Raw genomic sequence first — 15,284 nt, 5'->3', positions numbered from 1 at the left:
GTCAACCTGCCTTTGCCATCTGCATGAGGGTGACGCGCTGCTGCAGGCGGCGCTGCGCCTGGTCGACGACCACGGCGATGATGATGACGAGGCCCTTGATGACCATCTGCCAGAAGGAGGAAACGCCCATCATGACAAGCCCGTCGGAAAGGATGCCGATGACGAAGGCGCCGATGATCGTGCCGCCGATCGTGCCGCGCCCGCCCGACATCGAGGTGCCGCCGAGCACCGCTGCGGCGATCGCGTTGAGCTCGAAGCTTTCGCCGGTCGCCGGATGGGCGGCCATCAGCTCCGAGGAGATGACGACGCCGACGATCGCTGCGCAAAGGCCGGAGAACATATAGACGAAGATTTTCACGAGATCGACGCGGATGCCGGACATGCGCGCCGCCCGCTCATTGCCGCCGACGGCGAAGATGTGGCGGCCGATCGGCGTCGAACGCGCGACATAGGCGGCCGCGAGCGCCAGCACGATCAGGATCCAGATCGACACCGGCAGGCCGAGAATGCGGCCGGCGCCGAAGAAGTCGAAGCCGGTCGTGGCATATTCCGGCCGGCCGACGAGGTTCGGAAAGGTCTGTCCATCAGACGACAGCAGCGCCAGGCCGCGGGCGATATAGAGCGTGCCGAGCGTGGCGATGAAGGGCGCGACGTTGAGCTTGGTGATCAGGAGACCGTTGATCAGGCCGATGGCAAGGCCGATCGACAGCGTGATCAGCACGATCTCGAAAAGGTTGAAATAGATGGTGTAGCCGATCGGCAGCTCGATGCCGTAGAGGATCAGCCCGCCGGCGACCATGCCGCAGAGCCCGACGATCGAGCCGACCGAAAGGTCAATGCCGCCGGTGATGATGACGAAGGTCATGCCCATGGCGAGGAAGGCGTTCAGCGCCACATGCTTCGACATCAGGATCATGTTCGCCGTCGAGGTGAAGTTCGGCGCGAAGATCGCGAAGAAGATGATGACGGCGAAAAGCGCGATGAAAGTCCTGAGCTTCATCAGCGTCAGAAGCGCCGAGCCGTTGGCGCCCTTCGGCGCAAGAGTGGTTGAGGTAGCCGCCATCATGACGCGAGTTTCCCTTGATGTCCGTGTCCCTTGGCCGAAGCCGCGATAATGGCGTCTTCCGTCGCCTCGTCCCGATCGAAGACGGCGACGAGCTGGCCATTGCTCAAGACCGCGATGCGGTCGGATAACGCCATGACCTCTTCGAGGTCGGAGGTCGAAAAAAGGATGGCGAGCCCGTTTGCCGCCAGCCGCCGCATGGTGCGGAAGACGTCGGCCTTGGCGCCGACATCGATGCCGCGGCTCGGCTCGTCCATCAGCAGCACCTTCGGATTGGTCATCAGCGCCTTACCGATGACGACCTTCTGCTGGTTGCCGCCGGACATGGAGGTGACCTCGAAATCCGGGTTCGGCGCCTTGATGGAGAGATCGCGGATCGCCTCCTGAATGGCATTCTTTTCCGCGCCGCTGTCGATATGGAACAGCCGGGTGAAGCGCGACAGGCTTGCGAGCGTCAGGTTGGAGGCGATGGAGAGCACTTGCACCAGCCCCTCGCGCTGCCGGTCCTCCGGGATCAGCGCAAGGCCGCGGCGGATGCGCCGCGTGGTGTCGCGGGCGCGCACTTGCCTGCCGTCGATGAAGATCTTGCCGGTCGAATGGGTATGGCGTCCGATCACGCATTCGAAGAATTCGCTGCGCCCGGCGCCCATCAGGCCGTAGATGCCGAGGATCTCGCCTGCCTTGACCGACAGGGAAACGTCGTTGACCGCAAGCCCGCCGGTCGGCCGGGGAAGGCTGATGTTTTCGGCGCGGAAGACTTCCTCGCCGACGGAATGGGTGACGGATTTCGCGAAATCCTTGGCGTCCGAGCCGATCATCGAGCGGACGATCCAGCGCGTGTCGATGTCGCGCACCATGGCATGGCCGGTGATCTGGCCGTCGCGCAGCACGGTGATGTAATCGCCGATCCGCATCAGCTCCTCCAGCCGGTGCGAGATATAGACGATCGCCACGCCTTGCGCCTTCAGCTCGGCGATCACCTTGAACAGGATCTCGACCTCGGCCGCCGACAGCGCCGAGGTCGGCTCGTCCATGATCAGGATGCGGGCATCAAGCGACATCGCCTTGGCGATCTCGACCAGTTGCTGCTGGCCGATCGGCAGGTCCTCGACCATCGTATCGGCCTCGATGCCGGCATCGAGGCGCCGCAAGAATTCGTTGGCCTTTTCGACTTGCGCCTTGTGGTCGATGCCGAGCAGGCCGCGGGTGATCTCGCGCCGGGTGAAGATGTTCTCGGCGACCGACATGTTGGCGAAGAGATTGAGCTCCTGGAAGATCATGCCGATGCCGTTCGCCTGCGCGTCGGCCGGGCTGTCGAAGGAGACGGGCTTCCCGTCCAGGATGATGCGGCCGAGCGTCGGGCGCTCGACGCCGGCGATGATCTTCATCAGCGTCGATTTGCCGGCGCCGTTTTCGCCGACCAGAACATTCACCGCGCCGCGGCGCAGCTCCAGATTGGCGCGCTTGACGGCGACGATGCCGGAATAGACCTTCGACACGTCGTCGAGACGGAGGATGATATCGTCCTGATGTGCGTCTGTCGCCGTCATGATCCCACCTTCAGTTCCGAAGGTGTGACGAGTGGCAGCTCGCCGCTTCTCGGCAGCGGGAAGGCACCGATCACCGTCACCGTCTTGCCGGTGAGATCCTCGCGCGGGACGGCGGAGAGGAAGGCGGTATTGGCCTTCTCGTTGAACGCCTTGCCGAACTGCGCCCATTCGATCTGGTTCTTGAACTCGTTGAAATTGACGAAATCGAGCGTATCGCGCAGTGCTGTGCCGCGCAGCGCCGGGCCGATCTGCACCTTCGCATCGGCCTTTCCGTCGCCATCGGCATCGACATCAAGTGTCGCCGCGCGCGAGGCGGTGTCGGCCGCGACGACCGTGCCGGTGATCTTCACCGCATAGGTCCAGGGCGAGCTGCTCTGCTTGCGCGGATTGCCGTATTTTTCGCCCGCAGCATCCGGGCTCGTCGCAACGAGCTGCATGACGTCCTTCAGCTCGCCGGCGCGCTTTTCGAAATAGGGCACGACCTGAGGCTGCCAGATCGCCTCGACCTTGGCATTCGGATCGAAAGCGGTCTTGGCCGCTGCCGCCGCCTTCTCCTCCGCGGTCGGCGTCTTGATGATCTTGCAACCGGGCAGGGCCGCCGCCACGACGGCAGCCAGCAATGCGCCCTTCATTCTCAACATGCGGGTGAACCTCGGCGTCTCGCAAAATGCATTGCGGAGGGCGCAACATTGCACCCTCCGCAATTGGGCTGATCAGTTCGTCAGGGCGAAGGTTTCGAGCTTGCCGGCATTGTCGGCATTGATGAGAACGCAGTCCATCAGCTGCTTCTCTTCCTTCGGCGTCGTCTTGTTCTTGATGTAGGCGTCGGCCTGCTCCACCGCGAGCTGCGCCTGCGCATAGGCGGGCTGCAGCACGGTCGCCTTGATGCCGCCCGACTTGATGGAGTCGCGCACATCGTTGGACCCGTCGAAGCCGACGACGATCACGTCCTTGCGGCCGGCGGCCTGAAGGGCGGCGATCGCGCCCATGGCCATGGTGTCGTTACCAGAGATCACGCCCTTGATATCGGGATTGGCCTGAAGGATGGTTTCCATCTTCGAATAGGCTTCCGTCTGGCTCCAGTTGGCCGACTGCTTGGCGACCGACTTCAGCTCCGGATAATCATCGATGACGTCGTGATAACCCTGCGAGCGGATGCCGGCATTGGTATCGGACTCCTTGCCGACCAGCTCGACATAATTGCCCTTCTCGCCCATCAGCTTGACGAATTCCTGCGCCCCGAGCTGCGCGCCCTGATAGTTGTTCGAGACGATCTGGGCGACGGCGACGCCGGTCGCATTGATTTCGCGGTCGATCAGGAAGGACGGGATGCCGGCATCCTTGGCCTTCTTGACGGCGGCGACGGAAGCGTCCGCGCCCGCATTGTCGAGGATGATCGCCTTGGCGCCGCGCCCGATCGCCGTATCGATCATTTCCGACTGCTTGTTGGCGTCGTCGTCATGGGTCATGACGAGCGTCTCGTAGCCGAGCTCCTTCGCCTTGGCCTCGGCGCCGACGGCTTCGGCCTTGAAGAACGGGTTGTCGTGCGCCGGCGTGATGATGGCGATGAGATCGGCCGCGAAGGCCGGCATGGCCGTGCCGAGCGCCAGCGCGCTGGCGAAGGCTGCAAGTGTCAGTCTGCGTGTCAGTTTCATTCTTTCCTCCCTGTTGTGAATGACGCCCCGTTCTCCCGGAGCGCTGCTCCGTCTCCCCGGAGCGGTAGCGGGGGGAGGGCTTGCCTCCCCCGGGCCGGTTCAGGTGATGCGCCGGATGCTTTCGGCGATCTCCTGCGGTTCGAAAACTTTCTTCCAGTCGTCGCGCATCAGCGCCGGGATGCCGAACTCGATCGCCTTGTTGCAGGCATCCGAGAAGACGCCGTCGACCTCCTTGAAGATGACCGCGCCGAGCACGTTCATGTGGCCGAGCAGGAAATCGCGCGCGGCTTCGGCTGGCACGCCGCGGGCCACGCATTCGTCCATGGCCTGGCGCATGATGACGAGCAGCGAGGCGCAGACGGTTTCGGAAAGGCCGGGTTCGAGCATGGCGAGCTGATCGACCGTCACCCGGTGCGAACGCATGACCGGCGCCCAGATGACCTTGGCGATTTCCTCGCCGAGCGCATAAGCGCTTTCGGGACCCTGCATCAGCGCCGAGACGATGTGCTGCTTGGCGAAGAGGCCGCCGAAATGATCCTTCTTGGCCTGCATATCCGTTTCGTCGTTGAAGATCGGCGGATGGCAGGGATGGGTGACGAAATAGGTGAGGTCGTCGCGCTTCGGCAGATGGCCGGCGAAGGGCGCGGCGGCATCGAGCGCCACCACCATGGTGCCGGGCGCGAGCTTGTCGACGATACCGGCCGCGACCTTGCCGATCGCCGTATCCGGCACGGCGAGGATGACGACGTCGGCGCCGTCGAGCGCGGCGTCGACAGGCACGCAATCGAGGCCGAGATCGTTCTTCAGGCGGGCCTTGCCGGCATCGCTCACCTCGACATGGCGCACTTCGAAGCGCGAGCCCTTGAGATTTTTGGCAAGCCGGTATCCCATTTTGCCGCCGGCGCCGAAGAGAGCAATCTTGGTCATGTTTTCCTCACCTTTTCAGTTCTGGATAGGATCATATACTGGTATGATGAGTCAATCACCATATCATTAGTTAGGCGCTTAGGCCCCATGTTTTTCCGCATCGAGCCGGTCGATCGCCTGCACGTTGCCGGCCGACGGGCCATCGGGGTCGAATTCGGAGGCAAGCCAGACGTCGACGATCGATTTCGCCAGTTCCGGCCCGATGACGCGCGCGCCCATGGTGATGATCTGGGCGTTGTTCGATTTCGCCGCGCGTTCGGCCGAATAGGTGTCGTGGGTGAGCGCGGCGCGAATGCCCGGCACCTTGTTGGCGGAGATGCACACGCCGATGCCGGTGCCGCAGAACAGGATGCCGCGCTCATGCTCGCCATCGACGATCGTCTGCGCCAGGCGCTGGGAGAGATCGGCATAAAAGCCGGACTGGCTGAGATCGTGCACTTCGACGTCCGCCTTGCCGGCGAGATGGGCGGCAATGACATCCAGGAGCGGTTTGCCGGCGCTGTCGGCGCCAATTGCGATCTTCATGGCAGTTTCCTTTCACTCGCCGTCTGGCGTGGAGATGAGCGGTCGATCGCCGCGCTGACGCGGGCGAGAATGTCGAGATAGCCTTCGACGGACCAGGCGGAGCGGCCGATGAACAGGCCGTCGATATCAGGCTGGCCGATCAGTTCCTCGCAATTGCCGGGATTGACGCTGCCGCCGTAGAGAACAGGCACCGGGCGGGCGAGAATGGATTTCGCCACCTCGGCGATCCCTCTGTGCCGCTCGGAGGCGTAGTCGGCCGTCGCCGGAATGCCGTTGACGCCGATCGCCCAGACCGGCTCGTAGGCTAGCAGGATCGGAGCCTCGCCGGCCTCGGTGTCGACACCCCGCAGGGCGGCCTCGACCTGCCGCCGCAGCACGGCGTCGGCCCGGCCCTCGTTGCGCTCCTGCAGGGTCTCACCGATGCAGATCAGCGGCGTCAGGCCGTGGCGGATCGCGGCGGCAACCTTGAGGCCGACGGTCTCGTCGGTCTCGCCGAAATGCTCGCGCCGCTCGGAATGGCCGAGCTCGACGAGATCGAGCCGGCAGTCCTTCAGCATCAGCGGCGAAATCTCGCCGGTCCAGGCGCCGGCATCCTCCCAATGCATGTTCTGGGCGCCGACCTTCACCGAGGTCTCGGAGAGCACGCGCTTGACCTCGCGCACCGCTGTGAAGGAGGGGATGACGAAGCGCTGCACGCGGGGATCGCGTTCAAGATCCGCATCGGCGAGGCGGCGCGCGAAGGCGAGCGCTTCCTCAAGCGTCTTGTTCATCTTGAAGCTGGTGCCGACCCAGACGACCATCTCAGTTTTTCCTCCCGTCGCGGATCTGCGCGAAATAGCCGTCCGTGCCGACCTGGCCGCCCTTCAGCGCGATCTGCAGGCCGTTGGTCGGCGCATAGTCGCCATGCGCCAGGCAGAGCGGCGAGCCCGGCGTCTGGGGCAGCGGCAGCAGCGTCGTCAGCGCGTCGATCTTCAATTGCCGCAGCGCGTGGCTCGACGTGTCGCCGCCGGCGACGACCGCGCGCGGCAGTGCTTCCTGCTCGATCAGCCTGCGCAGGATCGTGCCGAGGGCGCCGCCCAGCCGGTGGCGAGCGCCCGGAAGCCGGTCGATATCGGCGCCGAGGTCGGCGGATGGGCCGAGCGCCGTGTAGAGGATGACGCTCCGGCCTTCCTTCAGCTTGCCGATACCGGCCTGCACCGCCGCATCCACCGCAGCCTCGCCATTCGAGACCAGCGCAAGCGGATCGAGTGCGATGCTTTCGAAACCGTTTTCGACGGCCGTGCGGATCTGGCGCTCGGTCGTCGGCGAGACGCTGCCGGAGACGACGGCAAGCCGCTCGACCGGGCCGATATCGGGAAATTCGGCGCTGCCTCCGCCGATCGCGCCGGCCTGCCGCCAGGCGCTGAGCAGGGCGTATTCGACCCCCGAGGAGCCGGCGACGAAGCCTCCCGAACGGGCAGCGACACGCAGCATCTGCCGGCCGGCTGCCGCCTGCGTCGCCTCGGAATCGACATCGAGCAACAGAATGCCGTCCGGATGGGACGCCAGCTCGTCGATCCGCCGGTCGGCATCGGCCGCGGTGATTACGACGAGATCGGCAAGCAGCACGGGAAGCGAGGTCTGCTTCGACAGATGCAGCGCAAGATCCGCCTCATCCATCGGCGTGACGGGATGGCGGCTCATCACCGGATGGCGGTCGATGCGGAAGACGCGGCCCTGATAGGCGGCGAAAAGATTGCCGAAAGCGGTATAGCGCTTCAATTGCGGCGCGCCGACGATGACAGGCACGATGGATTGCCCGAAACCCTTGCGGCCGATTTCGATTGCCTTGCCGATATTGCCGATGCCGGGGCTGGAATCGAAGGTCGAGCAGACCTTGTAATGGCAGATGGCGGCGTCGAGCGAGTTCAGCCATTGGAAGGCCGGCGCAAGATGCTCGTCCATCCATGCCGGCGTCTCGCTGCGGCTCGTTCCGGCAATGCCGATCGCGCGGCAATGGCCGAAGCGGGCAAGCAGCTCCGGCTTGGGGATGTCGAGGAAGAGCACGGTCTCGACGCCGTTCGAGGCGAGCGCCTCCATGACGTCGGTGGAGCCGGTGAAATCATCCCCGTAATAGCTGACGAGACGTCCATCCATCGCCGTCACGCGCCCTTGCCGTCGCTGAATTTGGCAATCGAGGCGGCAAGCTCCGGATGATCCTTGGCATAGACCTCCAGCGGTATGCCGGCGACCGCCGCCTGCCAGGCCTGCTGCACGGCGCGCACACCGGCTGCCGGTCCGCCGGGATGGCTGACGATGCCGCCGCCGCAGAGATAGAGAAGATCGACGGTGCGGCCGGTGCGCTGATAGGTCTCCGGCGCCTGCCCGCCCCACTGGCCGGAGCCCGCCACCGGAAGCGGGCAATCGGCGGCATCGAAGAGCGGCGTGCTGACGGCCTCGAACGAGGAGACGAAGCTCTCGTCCGGCTCCCAATATTTGACCCGGATGCCGTTGATCTGGAACTGGTCGACGCCGAGCAGCCGCCAGAACTGCTGATAGACCTTGAAGTCCATGCCGGCGCCCGGATCGCGGGTCAGCACGTCCCAGCCGTTGCGATGCGCATGCAGCACCAGGCTGGAGCGCTTGCGCAGGAAACTCATGCCGCCGAAGCCGATCGAATTGATATTGACGACGGCGCAATTGCCGCCGGCCGCAGCGACGATATCGTGGTTGCGCATCATCTCGTCGGGATCGGCATGCGAGATGCCGAAGGCATACATGACCTTCTTGCCGGTCTTCTGCTCGTGATCGAGAATGCGCGGCATGATCGCGGCGACGCGCTCCTTGAGCGGCGAATAGGCCGGGCTCATCAGCTTCTCGTCGTCCTTGATGAAGTCGACGCCTGACTCAATCAATTCGCCGACGAGTTCCGCCGTCTCGTGCGGCCTCAGCCCCAGCGCCGGCTTGACGATCGTGCCGATGATCGGGCGGCCCTCGACGCCGGTGAGGCGGCGGCTGCCCGGTATGCCGAACTGCGGCCCGGGATGGGCGCTCCGGAAAGCTTCGGGCAGCTTCATGTCGACGATGCGGATGCCGGTCATGCCCTTGATCGAATAGACGCCGCCGATCGCGATGGTCATCAGCGCCGAAAGATCGGTGCCGATCGCCTCCAGCGGGAAGGCGATGTCGACATCGGCGCGATGGAGCAGCGTGCCGGGCGCGGCCTCGGGCCAGGTCGGATGGCGCGCATCCTCGAGCGGGCGGATCGCCAGCACCCGCGCGGCGACGCGCGATTTCAGCTCTTCCGTCTCGCCGGGAACCGGCACGAAGGTTCCGGTCGACTGGTCGCTGGCGATCTTCTCCGCCATCGCCTCGACGCTGCCGGGCGTTTCGATGCGGTAGGTCAGGGTTATCATCATGAAACGGACGGTTGCTCCTCTCGCCATGGAGATTGTCATGGCGTCAACTCGTGATCTGGTATAATGAGTATTCCAACTAATGAAAAGCGGAATCTTCGGCGGCGCAAATTTTCGGCCGCGAGCTTTGTTCTCGGCGCGGAAAACTGTTAGGAGGAAGCATTTTGAGCCAGCGAGATCTCATGACCCAGCCCATCGAACAAATCGTCCGCCGGAAACTCTCCGACGAAGTGTTTGATCGACTCGAGCGGATGATCACCTCAGGCGAGCTTCAGCCCGGCGATGAAATGCCGTCCGAGCGGGTGCTGATGGAGCGCTTCGGCGTCGGCCGGCCGGCGATCCGCGAAGCCATGCAATCGCTCGCCAACAAGGGTCTCGTCAGCATTTCGCACGGCGAGCGGGCGAAAGTGCTGCGGCTGACGGCAAAATCGATCTTCCGCCAGGTCGATCTCACCGCCAAGATCATGCTGTCGCAATCGGCCGATTCGCTCGAACATCTGAAGAGCGCCCGCATCTTCTTCGAGCGCGGCATGGCCCGCGAGGCTGCTCAGCGCGCCTCGGCCACTGATATCGGCGATCTCAGGGATATCATCGAGCGCCAGCGCGCCTCGCTCGGGCGGGCCGAAGAATTCATCAACGCCGATATGGAATTCCACACCCGCATCGCCCAGATCTCCGGCAACCCGATCTACGTCGCCGTCAGCGAGGCGATGCTCGCCTGGCTGAAGGAATATCATACCGAAATGCTGATCTGGACCGGCAAGGAAAAGTTCACGCTGGCCGAACATGACGAAATCGTCGACCGCCTCGAAGCCAACGACGTCGACGGCTCGGAAACGGCGCTCCTCAAGCATCTCGAACGCTCCCGCGCGCTTTACGCGAAGTAACCTCCAGCTTTACCGAGAGCGGCGCCCGCTCATCCTCCTGCGCAACGCCACGACGCGGGCTTCCCGGTACGCGGACGCATTTCGCGCCGGCGCCGGAACAATGGCCTGCCGTCGAGGTTGTGAAAGGGTCAACCACGCAGCGATCCCCAAGGAGGACATCAGGATGCGTATGAAACTCGTAGCAGCTTCGCTTTTCGCCCTCGGCATGGCCACATCGGCCTTCGCCCAGTCCAATCCGGCGCCGGCCGGCTCCACGATCGACAAGACCCAGGCCGATCAGGGCGGCGGCGCCACCACCGACACCAAGACCAAGAAGCCGATGGAAACGGATTCCACGATGACGAATTCCACCACCAGCGGCACGATGAAGATGGATAAGACCAAGTGCCCGAACCCGGTCAACAATTCCGACAACCTCCAGACCCAGGGCGGCACGAGCAACGCCACGCCGATGGACGAGGCCTGCGCAGCGCATAACAACTGATCGGCTTCCCCCAACCCAAGAACCCCGCTTCGGCGGGGTTCGGCCTGCTGTTCGGCCGCTGCCTCCCGTCGAAGATATTTACCGAGCAGTCTCGCCGTTCATGCAGGCGTCTTTTTGAACACGATGGTGCGTCTTGATCACTCTTCTCTCCGGCGAGGAGAAGGTGGCCCGAAGGGTCGGATGAGGGGGCCACACGGCACGTCATTCATGGCATTTGATTTGCGCTCAGCGCACTCGCGCCCATCGCCGCTGGCCCCCTCATCCGCCTGCCGGCACCTTCTCCCCGATGGGTAGAAGGGGATATGCCGCAACGTCGCCATCCCCCGTTACGCTTCCCCTTTTCCATATTCCCGCTTCCAAACATTCACAAAAATTCTAGTTGAGATTGCAGCCGGAAGATGGTCCCATCTCTGTCAGCGTAGACTCAAAGCGTCTCGCCCTCCCACCGATATTCGAACCCCGAGCGGCCCATGTCGATCTCAGATGCGATCTATCGTCCCTTCGAAACGCTGATCCGGCCGCTCGACATTCCCTATCGGCCGCTGCCGTCGAAGGGGCCGGTGACGGTGTTGCTGCATTTCATCTCGATGTTCCGCGGCGTGCTGATCGCGCTTGCGCTTTGCTCCATGCTGTTCGAGGTGATCAACCTGACGATCGTCTGGGGGCTGTCGGTCATCGTCGACGGCGTGACGCAGCAGGGTGCGGCCGTCTTCCTGGAGAAGGAATGGCGGCTGCTTGCCGTCCTCGGCTTCCTGATCTTTCCGGTGATGCCGATCGTTTCGTTCACGCTCAACACGCTGAACTCGCATACGCTTGGCATCGCCATGCCGGCCGCCATCCAGTGGCAGGGCCACAAGGCGGTGGAGCGGCAGGACCTCGCCTTCTTCCACGATCTCTATGCCGGCCAAGTGTCCTCGCGGCTGCAGCAGGTCTCCTCCGCCGTCCAGCAGCAGATCCTCGCCGGCTTCCAGTCCATCCCGCGCTTCCTGATGCAGCTGGTCGGCTCCGTCATCCTGCTCAGCGCGCTCGCCTGGCAGCTTGCCGTGCCCGTCGTCGTCTGGATCGCGCTCAACGTCGCATTCACCGCGAGGATCGTGCCTGTTTTCATCGAGCGCTCGCGCCGCACCGCCAAGCAGCGCAGCCTGGTCGCCGGCGCGATCACCGATCTCTACGCCAACATGCAGATGATCAAGCAGTTTGCCGCCGAAGACAGCGAAGCGGGCGCCATCCGCCGCATCATCGGCAAGGCCGTGCAGACGCAGCACAGCGAGCAGCGCATCTACCGCTCGTCGGAAGTGACTGTCGTCATCTTCAACACGCTGCTGTGGCTGACGATGCTGACGATCGGCTTTTCCGGCCTCGTCAAAGGCTTCCTCACGGTCGGCGAATTCGTCGGCGCAGTCTACATCCTCCACCGGCTGTCGTCGCAGATCTACGTCTTCCTGCAGATGGGCCAGCAGATCTTCCAGGCGATCGGCACGATCAAGGACGCCATGCCGGTCATGACGACGCCGCCGACGATCACCGACCGGCCGGATGCGGCCGAGCTTGCCGTGCCGCGGGGCGAGATCCGGTTCGACAATGTCCGCTTCGCCTACAAGTCGGGCAAGCCGGTGATCGACGCCCTGTCGCTGACGGTGCGGCCCGGCGAGAAGGTCGGCCTCGTCGGCCTTTCCGGGGCCGGCAAGACCACTCTCGCAAACCTGCTCCTGCGCTTCTACGACATCAGGGACGGCGCGATCGTAATCGACGGGCAGGATATCCGCGCCGTCACCCAGGCAAGCCTGCGCCGCGCGATCGGCGTCATCGCCCAGGATGTCGCGCTGCTGCACCGTTCGGTCGGCGACAATATCCGCTATGGCCGGCCGGAGGCGACGCAGGAGGAGATCGAGAGGGTGACGAAGATGGCGAGCGCCGATGCCTTCATCGCCGATCTTGCCGACAGCGAGGGCCGCAAGGGCTACGACGCCTTCGTCGGCGATCGCGGCATCAAGCTTTCGGGTGGCCAGCGCCAGCGCGTCGCGATTGCCCGCGTGCTCCTGAAGGACGCGCCGATCCTGGTGCTCGACGAGGCGACTTCGGCCTTGGACAGCGAATCCGAGGCAGCCATTCAGGACCGGCTGAACCTCGTGATGGAGGGAAAGACGGTGATCGCCATCGCCCACCGCCTTTCCACGATCGCCAGGATGGACCGCATCGTCGTGCTCGATCACGGCCGCATCGTCGAAGAGGGTAGGCCGGAAGAACTGGTCGAGCAGGACGGACTGTTTGCCCGACTGTGGAAACGCCAGACCGGCGGCTTCATTCCCGAGGAAATCGATTAAACAGGGCAGGGGATTTTCACCCGCTTGACTCATCGGAAAGGGATTGGTACCGATATGGGTAATCGATAACCCAAAGCGAACCCAGTGACCGCCTCGCTCAACGATATAGCCGCACGCGCCGGCGTTTCCGTCAAGACCGTCTCGGGCGCCTTGCATGGCGGCTCGGCGCGCATGTCGGAGGAAACCCGGCAGCGGATCAAGGAGATCGCCGAGGAGCTCGGCTATGTCACCAACTTCGCCGCGCGCAGCATGCGACAGGGCTGGATGCCGCTCGTCGGCCTCGTCGCCGACGATCTGATCACCTCGCCTTTCGCCACCGAGATTATCCGGGGGCTCGACGGCGCCGTGCGCGCCGCCGATATGGCCGTCTTCGCCATGACGCTCGGCGGCCACCGCAGCATAGCCTCGATCCTCGACGAGATGCGGCGCTTTCGCCCGCGGGCGATCGCCTATGCCGCCATGTATCACAAGAGCGTCGACCTGCCGCCCGAATTTGCCGATGCGGTCGGCGTCATGATCAACTGCCGGGATGCCAACGACCGCGTGACCTCGCTGGTGCCCGATGAAACCGGGGCGGCACTCGAGATCACCAACTATCTGATCGATGCCGGCCGGCGCAACATCGCCTTCATCAACCTGCCCGGGCTGCTCGCCGGCGAACTGCGTGAACTCGGTTTCCGCCAGGCGCTCGATCATGCCGGCATCGATGGAGCCGGCGCTATCGTGCTGCCCGCCGTCAGCAAGGCGATCTACAGCGACCGGGCGCACAGCCTCGTCGCCGAGCATGTCCATGAACTGATGAACGGGCCCCAGCGCCCCGATGCCATCCTGTGCGGCAATGACCGCGTGGCCATGGAAGTCTATGCCGCGCTGCGCCGGGCGGGTGCCGCCATTCCCGATGACGTCGCCGTCGCGAGCTTCGACAACCAGGTCGAGATCGCCTCGCGCCTCGACCCGCCGCTGACCACCATGGCGCTTCCTCATCGCGCCATGGGCCGTCAGGCCGCGCAAATCCTGCTTGCCGAAGACCGGGTCCCGGTCGGGGTGCAGAAACTGCCGTTCCAGCTGGTGGAGCGGGCATCCGTATAAATTGAAACAGGCCCATTCAATGGAGGAGGAATTCTAATGGGTAAACGTTTACTTTGGACTCTGGCCCTGTCCTCAGCGCTCCTTGCGCCATGGGCGCAGGCAGCCGAGAAAACCGTCATCCAGGTCATGCATCAGGGCGACCCGGGTTTCGTCGCCGCCTATGGCAAGGTCGCCGAACGCTTCGAGGCCGCCAATCCCGATGTCGACGTGCAGTTCATCTATGCGCCGCACGATGCCTATAACGAGAAGTTCAGCGCCGCCGTCATGGCCAAGCAGCTGCCCGACGTCATGGAGCTCGATGCGCCGTTCCTCGCCAATTACGTCTGGTCGGGCTATCTTCAGCCGATCAAGCCGCTGATCGACAAGGATGTCGTCGAAGACATGACGGAGTCCAACATCGCCCAGGGCACATACCCGATCGACAAGGACCTCTATGCGATCGGCCTCACCGACTCCTCGGTCGTGCTCTACGGCAACAAGAAATATCTCGAAGCGATCGGCGCCCGCATCCCGAAATCCGTCGACGACGCCTGGACGCGGGAGGAATTCGAAACCTATCTGGAGAAGCTTTCCAAGCTCGACGGCGTGAAATGGCCGATCGACACCTTCCGCGGCTACGGCATCAAGACCGAATGGATCACCTATGCCTATGGCCCGATCCTGCAATCGGCCGGCTGTGATCTCATCGACCGCAAGGCCTGGAAATCCGAGGGCACGCTGGACAGCGACGCCTGCGTCGATGCGCTTGCCATGATGCAGAAATGGGTCAAGAACGGCTGGGTCGTGCCGCAGTCGGCCGGAACCAATCAGTTCTTCGCCGAAGGCAATCCGGCGGCCCTCGCACTCGGCGGACACTGGGTCTATGCCGAGGCCGCCGCGACCATGAAAGACAATATCGTCGTGCTGCCGCTGCCGAAGTTCGGCGCCAAGGGCGCGAGCCCTGACGGCACCTGGATCTGGGCGGTCACCAAGACGTCGGCCCATCCCGATATCGCTGGCAAGTTCATCAGCTTCCTGCTGAAGGACAAGGAATACAGGGCCTTCGTAGCAAGCCAGTCCGGCTATCCCGGCCTGAAGAGCTTCGCCGCCGAATCTCCGCTCTATGCTCCCGGCGGCCCGATGGCGATCGCCTTCGAACAGGCGTCGAAGACGGCCGTCGCCCGCCCGCCGCACCCGGCCTATCCCACCATCACCGCCGCCTTCATGCAGGCCGTCGACGAAGTGTTCAATGGCGGCGATCCGAAGGAGGCGCTGACATCGGCCGCCGAGAAGATCGACCAGGATATCGAGGACAATGACGGCTACCCGCCGTTCGGCGAAGAGCAATAGGCGTGATCGCCCTGCAATGTCCCCGCCGGGCACTGCAGGGCGAGACCGGCGTCCCG

General features: G+C 64.0%; 14 protein-coding genes. 5 read left to right on the top strand and 9 right to left on the bottom strand.

All coding sequences use genetic code 11. The annotated features are described in order from the left end of the window. Nucleotide 1: 1 nt before the first annotated feature. The 9 genes from CO670_RS24375 to oiaX all read right to left on the bottom strand — a co-directional run bounded on the left by CO670_RS24375 (nt 2) and on the right by oiaX (nt 9,118). Nucleotides 2-1,066 (bottom strand): ABC transporter permease, encoded by a 1,065-nt coding sequence (locus CO670_RS24375; protein WP_097592593.1) that lies wholly within the window; start codon nt 1,064-1,066, stop codon nt 2-4. Further along, nucleotides 1,063-2,613 (bottom strand): sugar ABC transporter ATP-binding protein, encoded by a 1,551-nt coding sequence (locus CO670_RS24370; RefSeq protein ID WP_097592591.1) that lies wholly within the window; start codon nt 2,611-2,613, stop codon nt 1,063-1,065. The genes CO670_RS24375 and CO670_RS24370 overlap by 4 nt, the downstream gene beginning before the upstream one ends. Next, nucleotides 2,610-3,254, bottom strand: a complete 645-nt coding sequence (locus CO670_RS24365) for a DUF2291 domain-containing protein (protein WP_097592590.1) — start codon at nt 3,252-3,254, stop codon at nt 2,610-2,612. The genes CO670_RS24370 and CO670_RS24365 overlap by 4 nt, the downstream gene beginning before the upstream one ends. A gap of 72 nt (nt 3,255-3,326) precedes the next feature. Next, nucleotides 3,327-4,268 carry a D-ribose ABC transporter substrate-binding protein gene (locus tag CO670_RS24360; RefSeq protein WP_004678737.1) on the bottom strand — a complete coding sequence of 314 codons (942 nt, stop codon included), beginning with the start codon at nt 4,266-4,268 and terminating at the stop codon, nt 3,327-3,329. A gap of 99 nt (nt 4,269-4,367) precedes the next feature. Then, nucleotides 4,368-5,195, bottom strand: coding sequence for a phosphogluconate dehydrogenase C-terminal domain-containing protein (locus CO670_RS24355; RefSeq protein WP_088686082.1), 828 nt, complete (start codon nt 5,193-5,195; stop codon nt 4,368-4,370). A gap of 78 nt (nt 5,196-5,273) precedes the next feature. Then, the gene (locus CO670_RS24350; RefSeq protein WP_097592589.1) at nt 5,274-5,720 is read right to left on the bottom strand and encodes an RpiB/LacA/LacB family sugar-phosphate isomerase; all 447 of its coding nucleotides are present in this window, start codon (nt 5,718-5,720) and stop codon (nt 5,274-5,276) included. After that, nucleotides 5,717-6,520, bottom strand: a complete 804-nt coding sequence (locus CO670_RS24345) for a triose-phosphate isomerase (protein WP_097592587.1) — start codon at nt 6,518-6,520, stop codon at nt 5,717-5,719. The genes CO670_RS24350 and CO670_RS24345 overlap by 4 nt, the downstream gene beginning before the upstream one ends. A gap of 1 nt (nt 6,521) precedes the next feature. After that, entirely contained in the window at nt 6,522-7,856 is a 1,335-nt protein-coding gene (locus tag CO670_RS24340; protein ID WP_097592627.1) for a four-carbon acid sugar kinase family protein, read from the bottom strand. 5 nt (nt 7,857-7,861) lie between these two features. Next, nucleotides 7,862-9,118: a 3-oxo-isoapionate-4-phosphate decarboxylase OiaX gene (gene oiaX, locus CO670_RS24335; protein ID WP_097592586.1), complete on the bottom strand. Its 1,257-nt coding sequence runs from the start codon at nt 9,116-9,118 to the stop codon at nt 7,862-7,864. A gap of 179 nt (nt 9,119-9,297) precedes the next feature. Here oiaX and CO670_RS24330 point away from each other — a divergent pair, with 179 nt between their 5' ends. The 5 genes from CO670_RS24330 to CO670_RS24310 all read left to right on the top strand — a co-directional run bounded on the left by CO670_RS24330 (nt 9,298) and on the right by CO670_RS24310 (nt 15,228). Continuing rightward, nucleotides 9,298-10,002 carry a transcriptional regulator NanR gene (locus CO670_RS24330; protein WP_097592584.1) on the top strand — a complete coding sequence of 235 codons (705 nt, stop codon included), beginning with the start codon at nt 9,298-9,300 and terminating at the stop codon, nt 10,000-10,002. A gap of 163 nt (nt 10,003-10,165) precedes the next feature. After that, the gene (locus CO670_RS24325) at nt 10,166-10,486 is read left to right on the top strand and encodes a hypothetical protein (protein ID WP_097592583.1); all 321 of its coding nucleotides are present in this window, start codon (nt 10,166-10,168) and stop codon (nt 10,484-10,486) included. Between the two features lie 470 nt (nt 10,487-10,956). Further along, a complete protein-coding gene (locus tag CO670_RS24320) occupies nt 10,957-12,810 on the top strand; it encodes an ABC transporter ATP-binding protein (RefSeq protein WP_097592581.1) in 1,854 nt (617 codons plus the stop codon). An 84-nt stretch (nt 12,811-12,894) separates the two neighbouring features. Next, nucleotides 12,895-13,899 carry a LacI family DNA-binding transcriptional regulator gene (locus CO670_RS24315; protein WP_097592579.1) on the top strand — a complete coding sequence of 335 codons (1,005 nt, stop codon included), beginning with the start codon at nt 12,895-12,897 and terminating at the stop codon, nt 13,897-13,899. 36 nt (nt 13,900-13,935) lie between these two features. After that, nucleotides 13,936-15,228, top strand: coding sequence for a sugar ABC transporter substrate-binding protein (locus CO670_RS24310; protein WP_097592578.1), 1,293 nt, complete (start codon nt 13,936-13,938; stop codon nt 15,226-15,228). The last annotated feature ends 56 nt before the right edge of the window (nt 15,229-15,284 follow it).

Source organism: Rhizobium sp. J15 (assembly GCF_002531825.1).
Classification (GTDB): domain Bacteria; phylum Pseudomonadota; class Alphaproteobacteria; order Rhizobiales; family Rhizobiaceae; genus Rhizobium.
This window is presented reverse-complemented; position numbering and strand designations above follow the sequence as displayed.